Raw genomic sequence first — 14,279 nt, 5'->3', positions numbered from 1 at the left:
CCTGGGCGCAGGAGTCGTCCGGGGCGAGGAGGAAGAACATGCCGGCGTTCACCGCACCGTGATCCCGGCCCGCGGCAGGACGCGGCGGGGCGGGGGGGCACTATTGCGATGCCGCGCCGATCAAGTGGTTACGGCCTTGGCCGGGAGAAGGCCGCCCCGCCGGGTCGGCCAGGCCGGGGCGAGGACCAGGGGATTCATCACCACCCAGTACCCGGGATGCACCCAGCCCCGCTGCTTGTCGAACAGGCCCGGCCCGTTGTCCCTGCACAGGTGGCGCATGAACCGGCCGTGGGCCGGACCGCCGGCCACGAGCAGCAACGGGGACGCGAGCAGGGCCCCGCCCCAGACGGCGCACCGCAGGAGCGACTCGGAGAATCCACCATGTTTCACCGGTCGAGTATGGCCTACCGGTCGGGCCGTGCGGAGATCCGAGTCCGTGGTCGGCCGGTCGGTCGCAGTCGGCCTGGGCCGGTGGGTGGTGCACCCGCGGTCCGGGGAGGTTGGTGGCGCCCGCGGTCCGGCGCCGGTGCGAATCGCTGCATACCCGTCAGGTGGGAGGGTGCGGAGGCGAACCGTCACAGCCGGGGCGGGGATTTTCGGGCCCCGGGCTACTGAACCGAGGTCGAGGGACGATCCATTTTCGCGGCGGCTGCCGGCGTGCGGGCGGGTGTGTCAGGTGGGTTGGTCGGTGTCGGGGCGGCCGGTGGAGGTGGTGGCGTCCTGGCCCGGTCCGGGGGCTTCGGGGAGGACGGCGGGCGGGTGGTCGGGAGTCCTTGTGGGAGCGGTGGAGACACGCCCGGATCTGCGTCTGGTCGTGCGTCATGCGGCTGAGAGCACGGTGTGGCTGATGGGGCGTTGAGATGGCGGCGTCGATCTCGTCGGGGTCCTCCCGGCTGTGTTCGGTCCTCGGGTTCAGGCGGGCGGCAAGGCCCTGCAGCGGCAGGCGGCTGAGCCCGGCGATCATTCGGAAGGGACCCGTGGCCGCGTGCCGGGGGCTGGATTGCGCCGCCGGGTTGTTGCCTCAGTAGGGCCATCTGGTGGGGCGGCCGGCGGTCCGGTGCCGGTGCCCGAGCCGGAGCCACGATCCCCGCTGTGTCCACTCCCCCGCTCGGCAGGGCCGGTTGCCGCTGCGCAGCCTGTCCACGCGGCGGGAGTCGCCGATCGACCGGGCGACCGACCGGGACCCGGTACGGCCGGGGGCAGGGCCCGGGGCTGGCGGCGGGGCGGCCAGGGCTGGCCGCCCGGGTGTCGGCTGTGTGGCCCGTGGCCGTTCGGACGGCCGGGGGGCGGATAGCAGATGCCGGATGCCGCCGCTGTGGGGTGGTGGGGGACGGGTCGGGCGATCGTGCGCCCGGCCGGAGGCGGAGGGCGGGCCGGGCCGGTGGGGTTTTGCGGGATCGGCCCGGGCCGGTGGGGTGGTAGGCGGTGGGGCAGTGGGCGAACCGGATAGGTTGGCGCGATGGATGAGCCGATGGTTCCGAGCGCGGGCATGGTGGTCAGCGTGCGGACGCGCCAGGACGTGGTGATCGCCGATCCGGAACGGCTCCTGGCCGCAGCCCGTGCGGCCTACCGAGACCTCACCCCCGGTGCCACCGAAGAGGAAGCAGCCGGACCGAGTGCCTATGGAGGTGAATCCGGCTCAATCGGTTCCCCGCCCGACCCTAGGGTCACCGGGCGAGGGCAGTGGGGGCGCGCATGGTCCGGTCACGGCGGTCGGGGCCTGACCGGCGCAGGAGGGCGTTGGCGTCTGTCCCGGTCGCTTCGGACGGTCGTCCACAAGGGAAGCGATTGCTTCCTTACTCCCTCAGGCTTCGAGGTTGTGCGTCATGCGTTCGAGGACGCTGACGGCGGTGTGGTAGTCCTCCGTGGTGATGCCGAGCGTGGACAGCTGACGGAAGGCGTTGACCCGGTCCTCGACGGTGAGCAGGCGCCGGCGACCGGTCGCGGTGAGGACGAGTCGGCCAGGTGCGGGGCGGGTGGCCCAGTCGTCGGCGAGGACGGCGTCGATGGCGGTGGTCAGGGTGTGGCGGTCGGCGTTGGGTGCGAGGGCTGTGCGGATGTCGGCGTCGGCGGCGTCGGGGGTGTCGCGGATGACGCTGAGGACCTGCCAGGCGGTCCGGGTGAGGCCGAACTCGTTGAGCATGCCGTTCATGTACTGGGTGAGGGCCTTGTCGGTGCGGTTGAGCCAGTAGCCGATGGGCTTCATGGAGACGCTCCTTCAGTGGTGCGGCGGACGGTGCGGGGTTGGAAGCGGCGGCAGTCAGCGCGCGGCGAAGGCCGCGGCGTTCTCGGTCGCCCATTGCCGGAAGGTGCGCTCGGGCCTGTCGAGCAGGGTCCGGGTGGTGTCGGCGATGGCGGCGGGGCCGGTGGACGCGGCAGCCCAGAGAGCGAGCAGGGAGCCGGCCATCGGGGTGGGCATGAAACGGCCCATCTGCTGCTCTGCCTGCTCGTGAGTGATCGTCTCCACGCGGATGTCGCGGTCGAGGACGTCGGCCAGGACGGCGATCTGCTCGCGGAAGGTGAGGGACTGGCCGCCGGTGAGGGTGATGGCCCGCCCCTTGAGGGTGGTGCCGATCAGGGCTTCGACGGCGATGTCGGCGATGTCCTCGGGGTGGATGGGCGCGATGTGCGCGTCGGGGTGGGCGAGCTGGATCGGCAGGCCGCGGCTGATGGAGTGGGACCAGCCGAGGGCGTTGCTGGCGAAGGCGTCCGGGCGCAGGAAGGTACAGGGCAGCTTGGCGGCGGTGAGGGCACGCTCGACGTGGAGGCTGTGTGCGGCAAGTGGGTCAGTCTCGGCGTCGGCGGCCAGGACCGAGGAGGAGGACAGCAGGACAAGGTGCTCGACACCGGCGGTCTGTGCGGTCTCGATGAAGGCGTCGATGCCCTCGGGCTGGGGATAGAGGAAGACCTGACGCACGCCGTCGAGCGCGTCCCGGGAGGCCCCAGGGCGGCTGAGGTCGACTTCGGCGATGTCGACACTGCTGGGGACGGCGAGTTCGGCGGGCTTGGCGCTGGCGGCGCGGACGGGCAGGCCGGCGGTGTGCAGGCGGTTGATGACGGCCTGGCCGATCTTGCCTCGGGCGCCCGTGACGAGGACGGTCATGGAAGCTCTCCAAAATTCATAGCATGCCTTTGGACACATGCATGCTGGCATGCATCTAATGTCACGTCAACACATGCCTTTCAGGGCTCATGGACCCTACGATGGGGGCATGACGACGAACGAGCCGCAGACGGCCGAGGAACTGCTGAACGCCGTGGGGCCCGCGTTCTCCAAGCTGCGCCGCACCTCGCTGCTGGAGGTCGAGAACCCCATCTCGGCCAAGGACCTGAGCCGCACCCTGGTCCTGAACATCGTCCTGGAGCACACCCGGGACTCCGACAAAGAGATCACCGTCGGGGCGGTGGCCGAACTCCTCGGCGTCGACCCCTCGGTCGCCAGCCGGATGGTCACCGACAACATCAAGGCCGGCTACCTGATCCGTGCCGCCTCCCAGCAGGACGGCCGCCGCACCGTCCTCCTGCTCAGCCCCGAGGGCGCCGACCTCATGGCACGCTTCCGACGCCACCAGCGCGAGGCCTTCGAGTACATCACCGCCGACTGGGCCGAGCACGACCGCCTCGAGTTCGCCCGCCTGATGCTCAAGTACGTCGATTCGCTCGCGCAGTTGAAGGACCGCAGCCCGTCGACGACGGCCGCCTGATCGTCTGGGTCCTGGCCGCGAACAACCGCCGCGACGTCTACCGCAACTGCGGGAGCACGCCGAGCGGGCCGACGCCTGTCGCATCGCAGCCAGCGCCTCGGCCGCGTTCGCCTCGGGAAGGACGCCCCCGGTCGGCGCAGAGCCGCGCCTCGGGAGCGGCCTGGAGAGCCGTTCCGCGCAGGCCGGGTCCGCGGGCACGTCAGCCGAACACCGAAGAGGAGCACGTCGTCGTGAGCATGCTGCCCGCTCGGCCCGGCGGCGCCGTCGCCGGGCCGAGGCCAGGGGCACTAGGCTGCGCGTTCCCGGGGCGATCGCCGCTCCCCGACCGAACTGGATCCAGATGTCCGCCGCTGGCCCGCCCCCTGTCACCGACCGCCTGGACCCGCAGGAGATGGTCGTGCTCCACCGTGTCTTCCGCCGCGAGATACCGCTCCTGGCCGGCCTGATCGAAGCCGCTGCTCCCGGCGACAGGCAGCGCGTCTCGACGCTGGCCGACCACCTGGACCTGGTCCTCGGCGCCCTGGGTGAACACCATGAGGGCGAGGACGACCTGCTGTGGCCCAAACTCCGCAAACGCGCCGCCCCCGGCAGCGATGTCGTCGCGCGCATGGCCACCCAACACGAAGCCATCGCCGGCGCGCTCGCCGAGGCCACCGACCTGTCGCGCCGCTGGCGGACCCGGGCCGACCGCGACACCGCCCTTCACCTCGCCGACGCCCTGCGCGAGCTCGACCGGCACGCCGCCGCCCACATGGACGACGAAGAGGAACACCTCCTCCCCCTGATGGCCGAGCACATCACGCCCCACGAGTGGTCCGAGGTCGGCGAACGCGGACGCCGCAGCGTTCCCAAGACCAAGCTCCTGATCTTCCTCGGCGCGATCCTCGAAGACGCGACCGCGCACGAACGCCGCCTGTTCCTCTCGCAGATGCCCGCCCCCGCCCGCCTCCTCTGGCACACCGTCGGCACCCGTCTCTACGACCGCACCACCACCCGCGTCCGCCGCAACAGCGGCGCGATCGCCCGGGCGTAGGAACCCCTGGCACCCACCGGTACGTACCGGTCGGGGGATCCGGGGCCCACACAAAGGGCCGCCGCCCTGCGAGTGCAGGGCAGCGATCTGCGGCGTGTGCAAGCAGCTGATCGGGGCGGCCGGCGTGTACCGCCGGCCGCCCCGGCGGGCGGTACCCTGCCGGGCCGGGCACCACGGGGGTGCACCGGAACGGGCACAGAAGCAGGACCCCCAAATGCACCCCGGTCCGGGCGCTCACCCAGGCGCAACGACGCAAGCCCGCCCAGGGGCACGAGGACAGCAACACCACCAACCGGCACGCGTCGATGCCCAAGCCACGCCTGTGTCCCGCGCCCGCACAAGGAGCCGCTGAAGGTCATGGTGACTAGTGCTCTGACCGCATAGGTTCGCCGGGTTAAGTCATCGATCACGCTGTCCTGTACCGCAACCAGCGTGACGAGATCGTCGTACGACGGCCGCTCCGACACGAACGGAACCCACCGAACCCCCAGGCCATCCCGTCAATCCCCACCGTGAATGGACACTGGGTCGGGCCCTCGAACGTGACATCCGCAGCTGGCTCGCCGACTGGAATGACCACCCACGCCTGTTCCTGTGGACCAACGACCGCCGACAAGATCCTCGACAGGGTCGCCGCCTACTGCCAGCGCTCAGTAGGTGCTCGGCCGAGGCAGGCCCTTCGACCGCGTCAGGAGGTGCCCCTCCATCATGCGCCCCGTCATGGGCCGGCCGAAGCGGAAGCCCTGGGCCTGGAGGCAGCCGAGGGCGCGGAGGCGGTCGGCCTGCTCACGGGTGTCGACACCCTCCGCGATAATGTCCAGGCCGAGGTCGCGGCCGAGGTCGACGATGGCCCGCAGCAGAAGGTCGTCCCGGGCTGTTCCGGTGCTCCGCACGACGCGGGCGTCGATCTTGAAGACATCGACCGGGACGTCGCGCAGACGGGTGAGGACGGCTCCGGACCCGAAGCCGCCGACGGAGATGCGGACACCCCGTCCGCGGACTGTCGCGAGCTGGGCCGCGGCGGCCTCCCCGTCGCCACTGAACGTGCCCTCGCTGATCCCGAGAACCAGCGAGCCGGCATCCAGCCCGCTCTCTTGGAGGGCGTCGGCCACCGTGCCGGCGAACCCCGGGTCCCGCAGCTGACGGTCCGAGACGTTGACCAGGACGTAGATCTGCCGATGCGAGGGGAGCGCCTCGTGCCAGCGGCGGGTCTGAAGGCACGCCTGCCGCATCAGCCAAGCGCCGATCGGAACGATCGCGCCCGTCTCCTCGGCGACCGGGACGAACTCGTCGGGCGGGACGGGCCCGCCGTGGGGCCGCGCCCAACGCAGGAGGGCCTCCACCGCGGCCACGTCGCCCGTGGTCAGCTCGACCACCGGCTGGTAGTACACCAGCAGTTCGTCACGGCTGAGCGCGCTCCCCAGGGGATCGGCCATCCAGGCGTAGGGTTGGGAGGTATGCCGCATGTGCGGCTCGAAGAGCACCATGCGGTTCTTCCCCTCCGCCTTGGCCACGTAGAGCGCAACATCGGCGTCCCTCAGCACATCCGTCGCCTCGGCCGGCTCCCGGATCAGCCGGGCGCCCACACTCGCGGTCACCTCGATCGAGCGATGGTCACCGACGACGAACGGGCCCCTGAACTGTCCGAGGATCCGCTCGACGTACTCGCTCAGGTCGTCCTCGCCAAGCTCTTCCACCACCACCGCAAACTCGTCGCCGCCCAACCGGGCAACCAGATCGCTGCTGCGTACGCCGCCCAGTAGCCGGTGAGCGGCGGCGACCAGAAGCTCGTCACCGGTCGGGTGGCCGAGGGTGTCGTTGACGTCCTTGAAACCGTCGAGGTCCAGCAGCAGGAGCAGCCCGGCGGACGGCGGGACCGGATGCCGCTGGACCACTGTCTCCAGCCTCTCCCCGAACAGTAGCCGGTTGGCCAGGCCGGTCAACGGATCATGGAAGGCCTGGTGACTGAGCCGCTGCTGGAGCATCGACTGCTCACGCAGCGACTCCTCCAGGGCCCGAGCCCGCCCACGCGCCTCGGCCGCTCTGGCCTGGGCGTAGCGGGCCAGCAGGCTGACACGCAGCATCAGCAGCACAGTGAGTGCAGCCATGATGCCCACCAGGACGGCGATGTGCGTGGCGTCGTCCCTGATCCCCCTGACGTTGCACACCACGATCGCCGGCCCCACCAGGGCGAGCCCGAACATGGCGGCCAGCCTGGGACGGGAGAGGACCAGCGTTCCGCTCTCCTGCGGCGGCGCCCTCCGGGCCACCGACGGGTGCAGAGCCGCTGCCCCCAGACAGGCGTAGGAGGCCATCCAGCCCTCCTCGGAGATGCTTTCCCCGATCGCGCTCCCAGTGGTCGCCACTGTCCCGTAGTACAGGGCGTCGGCACCGAGGGTCGTCACCAGCCAGCCGACCAGCAACAGGAAGGAGGGGCCGCGGGGGCCCACCGTCAGCACCAGACGGGCAGCCAGGCACAGCAGGACCAAGTCGGTCACCGGATAGGCCACCGTCACCGCGAGTGACAGCGGGGGGAGCCGGCTGCGGGTGTAGGGGCCGAGGATGAAGATCCAGGACAGCGTGGCGAATCCCAGCGTGACGATTCCCGCGTCCAGCAAGCCGGCCCAGCCCGCCCGGCTGGCCGGCCGGGCGGTGAGCATCAACAGACCGGCGGCGAACAGGAGATAGGCGACGAGGTACAGGCCGTCGACCGGCCCCGGGAACGGCACCTCCTCCCCGCGCACCTGGTATGTCCCCCAGACCGTATCCGCGGCAGCGTAGGGGACCGTGCCCGCAGCCAGCACGTACCAGGCGGCGGCCGGGGCCGGCCCGTGCATGCGCACCCCCGCCACGATCGCAGGGCACGTCGCCGCCGACAGCATCACGGGTAGGACGAACCGGACGGAGGAGGACGTGAGCGCGAACGCCACGATCATCGCGGTGCCGGCCACCAGGAACGCCCACCACGCGTCGTCGCGGCGGCTCCACCGGCCGCGAAGCCAGCCCATATGCCCTCCTCACCACCAGACCGGTGTTCGGAACAGGCAGGCCTGCGGGGGCCACCGGCTCGGAGGTGCCGGACCGGATACCTCCAGCCAAGGGCCAACACTCCGAGATCGCAAACCAGGGCTTCCGTCCGACTGCCGGTCAACCGAACTGATTGGCGGCCACGGTTCCGTCACCGTGGCCTCGGCCCGGTCGTCCGGGAAGAACTGAGCACTGGTCAGGTCGGATCACGCAGGGTTGCGGCGGCGGGGCCGGTGCGGACTCCCGGGCCGGGCCGGCCCCAAAGGGACGGGCGCCCGGTCGGAGACGACATGACAGTGCGTCACGACGGCCGCATGGGCGGCAGCAGCTACCATCCGTGTACGTATGAATTCCGTGAAGCGGGTATACTAAGAACGGATTTGTGTCGAAAAATTCTCCAGTTGGGACTTCCTCGCACGATGCGTCGGAGGTGGCAGGGTTTTGAATACCCAACGACGCTGGATCCCCTTGATGACCGGCTTCGGTGTATCGGTGGCCTTGCTCACGGCCCTCTACTATGCGTTCCCGGACCAACGGCTGATCTTCGTCGGAATCGGGCTGGCCGGTGTCAGCGGCATGCTGGTGGGCGTCTTCGTCAACCGTCCGTCCCATCGGTTGCCCTGGCTGGTGCTCGCCGCCGCGAACCTCAGCTTCGCGGCGGGCGAAGCGACCCAGATCGTCCTGATCCAGTTCCTGCATGAGGAGAACCCGTTCCCGTCACTCGCCGACGCCTTCTACCTCGCGACGTACGGGCTGTACGCGATGGGGCTATTGGGATTCATCCGCTGGCGTTCGGCCGGGCGCGATCGGGTCAGTTTCGTCGACGCGCTGATCCTGACGGCCGGCCTGGCCCTGCTGGTCTGGATCTACCTGCTCGTTCCCTACACCCATGTCGCCGGTCTCACCTGGCTCCAGAAGGCGATCTCCGTCGCCTACCCGCTCGGGGACATCCTCGTGCTGGCAGTGCTGCTGCGCCTGCTCGCCCCCCGCGGCGGCAAGAGCCCGTCACTGGTGCTGCTCACCGTGGGTACGGTCGGTCTGCTCACCTCCGACATCCTGTACGCCCTCATCCAACTGCACGGGACCTGGCACACCGGGACGGCGGTGGAGCTGGGCTGGGCGGTGTTCTACGGAGCCTGGGGCGCCGCTGCCATCCACCCCTCCATGGTGACGCTGACCCAACCCGTCCGGTGGCGCGCCGACACCGCGCGCGGCCGCCTGGGCCTGCTCACACTCGCCTCGCTGATCGCGCCGGCCATGCTCCTGCTGCAGGCGGCGCGGGGTGTCACCACCGACGTCGGCGTCATGGGCGCCTTCTCGGCCGTCCTCTTCGTGCTGGTGCTCTACCGGCTGGCGGGCATCGCGGCGACCCATCGGCAGGCCGTGGGCCGGGAGCGTGTCCTGCGCATCGCCGTGGCCTCGCTGGGGTCCGCGACCGACATCCGGGACACGGCCGCCGCGGTCCGCACCGGCGTCGCCTCGCTGCTGCGGGACGACCCGAGCCACAGCGCGCTGCTTGCCATCAGGGACGGCGACGTCCTGTGGCTGATCCGCGCCGACACCGGGGAGCGCCGCGCGTCGTCCCCGGAGACCGCCCGGGTCGTGCAGGACCTGACGCAAAGCGGCGAGGCCCGTCCGGTGAGCCGTGCCGGCCTGCAGCAGGACCTCGCCGCGGAACTCGGCGAGGCGCACAGCGCCGTGGTCTGCCCGCTTGCCCTGCCGGACCGCCCGGAGGACCAGACCGCGCCGGACGGCTCCGCGGACTCGGGCACCGGGGCACTGATCGTGGGCGGGGACGAGCGGAACCTCATTGTCCTTCAGGACTCGCTGGTCACGCTGACGGCCCAGGCCGCCCTCGCGATCGAACGGATCGCCCTCAGTGAAGAGGTCGACCGGCGCAAGAGCGAGGCCTACTTCCGGACCCTGGTGCAGAACGCATCCGACGTCATCTTGATCCTCGACGACGACGACAGGATCCGGTACGCCAGCCCCTCGGCCGACCAGATCCTCGGCCATCCCTCATTGGAAGGAGTCCTGCTGACGGACCTGATCGCTCCGCAGGACACCGGCTCGGTGGTCCACACCCTCGCGCAGATGCGGACCCGCGACTGCCAGGGCAGACGTGACCACTGGCGGATGATGCGCGTCGATCACGCGGTCATCGAGGTCGAGGTCAGATGCAGTGACCTGCGGACCGAGGCAACGGTCGGTGGCCTGGTGCTCACCCTCCGGGACGTCACCGAGCAGCGCATGCTCGAACGTGAACTCACCCACCAGGCTTTCCACGACTCGCTCACCGGCCTCGCGAACCGCGTGCTGTTCCAGGACCGGGTCACCCACGCGCTGACCCAGAGCCAGCGCGAAGGCACCGTGGTCGGCGTGCTCTTCGTCGACATCGACGACTTCAAGGTCGTGAACGACATCCAAGGGCACAGCGTGGGCGACGAGTTACTGGTAGCCGTCGCGCTTCGGCTGTCGTCGACTGTCCGGGCGTCCGACACCGCGGCCCGCATCGGCGGCGACGAGTTCGCCCTGCTGGTGCAGGACTCGGTGACGCCCGAAGATGTCGAGACCTTCGCCGACCATGTGATCAGTGTGTTCGCGGAACCGTTCCGCCTCAGCGTCGGGCCGGTGAGCGTCTACGCGAGCGTGGGCATCGCCACCACCGAGAACAGCATCGACTCGGTCGAACTCCTGACCCATGCCGACCTGGCCCTGTACGCCGCGAAGACGGCCGGCAAGCGCCAGTGGCGCGGGTACCAGCCCGTCCTCCAGAGCGGTATGGCCGAGCGGCACCAACTTCAAGAGAGCCTCGACAGTTCGCCGGTCGAAACGTCGTTCGTGGTCCTGTACCAGCCCATCGTGGAACTCGTCACCGGGAAGATCGCCGGGTTCGAGGCGCTGGTCCGCTGGCCGCACTCATCGCGAGGCATGGTACTCCCGGAACAGTTCATCACCCTGGCGGAGGAGAGCGGCCAGATCGTCCCCCTGGGTGCCTGGGTGCTCGGTCAGGCGGCAGCCGAGGAGGTCCGCTGGCGGCAGCTGCCGGGGCCATGGCAGCCCGACGCACGATGCAGGGCGCCGTACGTGAGCGTCAACGTCTCACCGCGGCAGTTCCGGGACGACGGCTTCCTGGACGCGGTGCACCACACGCTGGAGCTGTCCGACATCGAGCCGTCCAGCCTGATCCTCGAACTGACGGAGACCGTCCTGATGAGGCACGACGACCGCATCCGGACAGTGATGCGCGATCTGACCGACCTCGGTATCCGCATCGCGATCGACGACTTCGGGACCGGCTACTCCTCGTTGAGCTACCTGCGCGAGTTCCCGATCTCGATACTCAAGATCGACAAGTCGTTCATCGACAAGCTCGGGCGTTCCCCGCAGCAGTACGCCCTGGTGGAGGGAATCACCCATCTGGCAGACACCCTGGGCGTCAAGGTGATCGCCGAAGGCGTGGAGAACACGACCCAGCAAGAGCTGCTGATCTCCATGGGCTGCCCGCTCGGCCAGGGTTACCTGTTCTCCCGGCCGCTCCCGGCCGACAAGGCGGAGGCCCTGATTCTGACCCCGGCTCTCGAGCGGGCCCTGGCCCGCCGGGTCGAGGCCTGACCCGGATCCGCAGGCAGGGGCGGAAATCGGTGGCTCGGATGATGTGTTCGGTCACTGGGACTCGGTTGACCGCGGAACCGCTGCCGGTTCTGCCCGGATCACGACCTCCTGCTGGTGCGGCTCGGCTATACAGACCCCGAACCGCACAGGATCAGCACGGATCACGGGCGGGTGCCGTCGCGTTGCCGGATCCGCACGCGCTCTGCGCTACCGGTCGTTCCGGTTCCGGCCGCCGGTGGCTGGCTCCCGTGCGAAGGCCGACCCCGGCCGCACCGCGGGCCGGGGATGCGGGTGGAGGGTAGCTCTGGGCCGGGTGTCTGATGACCTCGTCGAACCCGGCCCGCGGAGCCGCGCGCCCAGACAATGGCGAAACGGGCGCGCACGGATCATGCCAGCTCCCACCCGTCACCGGCGAACCCGCCCCGGCACCTCGTTGACGGGACGTCAAGGAACTGCCGCCGCCGTCAAGGTTGCCAGTGCTGCGTCGTCTCCCCTACCGTTTCCCTACCACGAGGCTCCGCGCCGATCTTGGCGTTTGTGCAGGTCAGTCACCTCTGTCAAGGCGAATCGGCTTCCCCGGCAACCCTCTTTCTTGGGTGGTGGGTGGTTGTGGTGGTGGGCGGTTGGTGGCGGCGGTGGTGGAGCGGAGTGGACGACGGGGCCGGTCCTCGGGTTCCACGCCGCTCCAGGGCCGCTCGGGCCCACTTGGGCGACTGCGCCGGGCCGCCCGGCGAGCGGGCCACGGGGCGACGGCGGCCGGACGGGGCCGCACGGCGGGCCTGATGACGCTCGCTGAATCTGGCTCTGACCGCGATTCCGTGATCTCCGTGCTGCGCCCCTGGCTGTTCGTCAGCAGTTGGAACAGTCGCGCATTGGGGCCTCGGGGAAGGTGCCGTTCCCTTCAAGCCAGCCGGTCAGCCACTCCGTCAATTCACCCTGGACGTCGCCCCCGGCGAGACCATCGCCCTCGTGGGCGGTTCCGGCGCGGGCAAGTCGACGGTACTCAACCTGGGGATCGGCTTCCTTCGCCCCACCGAGGGCCGGATCCTCCTCGCGGCCGGGACATGGAAGAGTTCGACCTACGCAACTACCGCAGATTCCTGTCCGTAGTGCCCCAGGAGTCGGTCCCTTCGAGGGCAGCATCCGCGACAACGTCACCTCCGGGCTGTCCGGAACCTCCGAAGCGGACCTGGACCGTGCCCTGCGAGACGCCAACGCCATGGAGTGCGTCGACCGGCTGCCGCACGGACTCGACACCCTCGTCGGCGAGCGCGGAGCCCGCCTCGCTGGCGGGCAGCGCCAGCGACCGGCCATTGCCCGGACGCTGATCCGGAACCCCGCCGTGCTGCTCCTCCACGAAGCCACCTCCGCCCTCGACTCCCACAGCGAGACCCTGGTCCAGCAGGCCCTCGGACGGCTGGTGCGCGACCGCACCGTCCTCGTCGTCGCGCACCGGCTGTCTATCGTCAAGGGGGCCGACCGCATCGTGGTATTCAACGGCGGACGGATCGCCGAGATCGGCAGCCACTCCGAGCTGATCGCCCGCAACAGGGCCTACGCCGAACTCCAGGCGGCGCAACTGGCCTGAACCGAGGTGTGACGGACCGTGCCGTACGTGCCCTGGCCCGGCAGTCAGGATCCGGTTCCGGGCGAGCGCCACGGGTTCGCGCCGCCCGGCCGCCGTCTCCGCCGCCGTGAGAGCGATGCGCTGATCACGGGTGGCGGGACGACGGGCGGAGGTGATCCAAGCGAGGATCGCCCGTCTGGCGGACGGCGGGGATCCCTCCCAGGAGCGGCGGGTCCGCTGGTCGCGGTCCATAGGGGTTCTCAGGTCCGCCGGTTCGGCGAGGGAGGCCACCTCCTCGGGGCTGAACCACCAGACGACGCCGGTGCACACGCCCGCCCAGGCGTCCGTGCCCGCAGCCGTCGCCACCGCTGTGCCGTCTGCGGCCGCCAACGCGGCCAACGCCGCCCCGAACACCGTGCGCCCTCCCGCCAATTCGTACTTGTCTTCGACGAAGGTGGCGCTTCGTGGCGCGCCACACACGACCTTCGAGACAGACAGGGGAGCCGCGATCGACTGCTCCCGAATAGGCCAGGTCTGCCGCCGGCCCGGCGCAGCCGGTCGAGCCCGCTCCGCGCGCTCGACCGCCACCACGTGCTCGCCGGTGGGCCTGGCCGTTTCCAAGCGGTGGGCAAAAGGCCGGTTCCCGGCCAAGCGCGGCGCCCGGATTACTGCCGTCCCCAGTTGCCCATGGTCCCGGGCACCGAGATTGCAGGGGAACGTGAGACGCGGGCGTGGCCCAGATCAGAGCCGGTCGGCCGGGACCGACCCTGTACCACTGGCAGGCAGGTCCCGCTCGTAATGGCGGCGGGGATGCCTCGGCCAGGCCGGGAGCGGCATGATCTGTCACTGTGACGATCGTGGTGAACCGTGCTGTTCTCGGTCATCGGGTGCTGACCGGCGTTTCGCGTCGACACCTGGCCGATCTGGTGGTCGAGCTCGCCGCGCCGTGGCAGGCGGTGGTCGAGGGCAGGCGGCACACGGCCCGCGGTGGCGCACGGCGCCGGGCCGCTGGTGCGGGTGCCAAGCACCGGCTGGTGTTCACCGACCGGGTGGTCGCCACGCTGATCCACCTTCGGCACGACCTGCCGCACGCGGTCCTGGGGCTGTTGTTCGGCGTGGACCGCTCCACGATCACCCGGGCGGTCGCCGAGATCCGCGGCCTGCTCGCCCAGCGCGGCTTCGCGGTGCCGGACCGGCCCGGCATCCAGCTGCGGACCCTGGCGGATGTGTTCGCCTACGCGCAGGCCGAGGGTGTGGTGCTGCGGCTGGACGCGACCGAGGTCCAGGGCCCACCGTCGTCGCCGACGAGCAGGGCCGCACGCTGTGGGCCGGC

8 protein-coding genes and 2 pseudogenes are annotated in these 14,279 nt (G+C 70.5%); 5 read left to right on the top strand and 5 right to left on the bottom strand.

Annotated elements, in window-relative coordinates; genetic code table 11:
• Positions 1–120: 120 nt before the first annotated feature.
• From AB0442_RS39245 to AB0442_RS39235, 3 genes are all read right to left on the bottom strand, one after another.
• The gene (locus tag AB0442_RS39245; protein ID WP_366168308.1) at positions 121–390 is read right to left on the bottom strand and encodes a hypothetical protein; all 270 of its coding nucleotides are present in this window, start codon (positions 388–390) and stop codon (positions 121–123) included.
• A 1,414-nt stretch (positions 391–1,804) separates the two neighbouring features.
• Positions 1,805–2,206 (bottom strand): MarR family winged helix-turn-helix transcriptional regulator, encoded by a 402-nt coding sequence (locus AB0442_RS39240; protein ID WP_366168307.1) that lies wholly within the window; start codon positions 2,204–2,206, stop codon positions 1,805–1,807.
• Between the two features lie 54 nt (positions 2,207–2,260).
• Positions 2,261–3,103, bottom strand: a complete 843-nt coding sequence (locus tag AB0442_RS39235; RefSeq protein ID WP_366168306.1) for an NAD(P)H-binding protein — start codon at positions 3,101–3,103, stop codon at positions 2,261–2,263.
• A gap of 109 nt (positions 3,104–3,212) precedes the next feature.
• Between AB0442_RS39235 and AB0442_RS39230 the strand changes: the two genes are divergently transcribed.
• Together AB0442_RS39230 and AB0442_RS39225 are read left to right on the top strand one after the other, a co-directional pair.
• A complete protein-coding gene (locus AB0442_RS39230; RefSeq protein WP_366168305.1) occupies positions 3,213–3,704 on the top strand; it encodes a MarR family winged helix-turn-helix transcriptional regulator in 492 nt (163 codons plus the stop codon).
• Between the two features lie 397 nt (positions 3,705–4,101).
• Positions 4,102–4,737 (top strand): hemerythrin domain-containing protein, encoded by a 636-nt coding sequence (locus tag AB0442_RS39225; protein ID WP_366168304.1) that lies wholly within the window; start codon positions 4,102–4,104, stop codon positions 4,735–4,737.
• Between the two features lie 650 nt (positions 4,738–5,387).
• Here the strand turns inward: AB0442_RS39225 and AB0442_RS39220 are convergent.
• The gene (locus tag AB0442_RS39220) at positions 5,388–7,745 is read right to left on the bottom strand and encodes a bifunctional diguanylate cyclase/phosphodiesterase (protein ID WP_366168303.1); all 2,358 of its coding nucleotides are present in this window, start codon (positions 7,743–7,745) and stop codon (positions 5,388–5,390) included.
• Positions 7,746–8,235: 490 nt separating this feature from the next.
• On the opposite strand from AB0442_RS39220, the gene AB0442_RS39215 reads away from it, so the two are divergent.
• The gene (locus tag AB0442_RS39215; RefSeq protein WP_366168302.1) at positions 8,236–11,379 is read left to right on the top strand and encodes an EAL domain-containing protein; all 3,144 of its coding nucleotides are present in this window, start codon (positions 8,236–8,238) and stop codon (positions 11,377–11,379) included.
• Positions 11,380–12,300: 921 nt separating this feature from the next.
• Positions 12,301–12,967 (top strand): annotated as a pseudogene (locus AB0442_RS39210) (ATP-binding cassette domain-containing protein); the annotation flags it as partial.
• Between the two features lie 96 nt (positions 12,968–13,063).
• Here the strand turns inward: AB0442_RS39210 and AB0442_RS39205 are convergent.
• A pseudogene (locus AB0442_RS39205) lies at positions 13,064–13,237 on the bottom strand (YdeI/OmpD-associated family protein); the annotation flags it as partial.
• 566 nt (positions 13,238–13,803) lie between these two features.
• Between AB0442_RS39205 and AB0442_RS39200 the strand changes: the two are divergent.
• Positions 13,804–14,279 (top strand): transposase family protein (locus AB0442_RS39200; protein WP_366168309.1); only part of this gene is annotated, 476 nt, incomplete at its 3' end.

Origin of the sequence: Kitasatospora sp. NPDC085895 (assembly GCF_040702125.1) — a bacterium.
Lineage (GTDB): Bacteria > Actinomycetota > Actinomycetes > Streptomycetales > Streptomycetaceae > Kitasatospora > Kitasatospora arboriphila.
Note: the sequence above shows the minus strand (reverse complement) of the source record. Positions and strands in the feature narration are given on the sequence as shown.

Bases quoted from the DNA above. Each gene is read 5' to 3' on its own strand.
- AB0442_RS39215 (WP_366168302.1), top strand. From the start codon at position 8,236: ATGACCGGCTTCGGTGTATCGGTGGCCTTGCTCACGGCCCTCTACTAT.
- AB0442_RS39230 (WP_366168305.1), top strand. From the start codon at position 3,213: ATGACGACGAACGAGCCGCAGACGGCCGAGGAACTGCTGAACGCCGTG.
- AB0442_RS39240 (WP_366168307.1), bottom strand. From the start codon at position 2,206: ATGAAGCCCATCGGCTACTGGCTCAACCGCACCGACAAGGCCCTCACC.
- AB0442_RS39220 (WP_366168303.1), bottom strand. From the start codon at position 7,745: ATGGGCTGGCTTCGCGGCCGGTGGAGCCGCCGCGACGACGCGTGGTGG.
- AB0442_RS39235 (WP_366168306.1), bottom strand. From the start codon at position 3,103: ATGACCGTCCTCGTCACGGGCGCCCGAGGCAAGATCGGCCAGGCCGTC.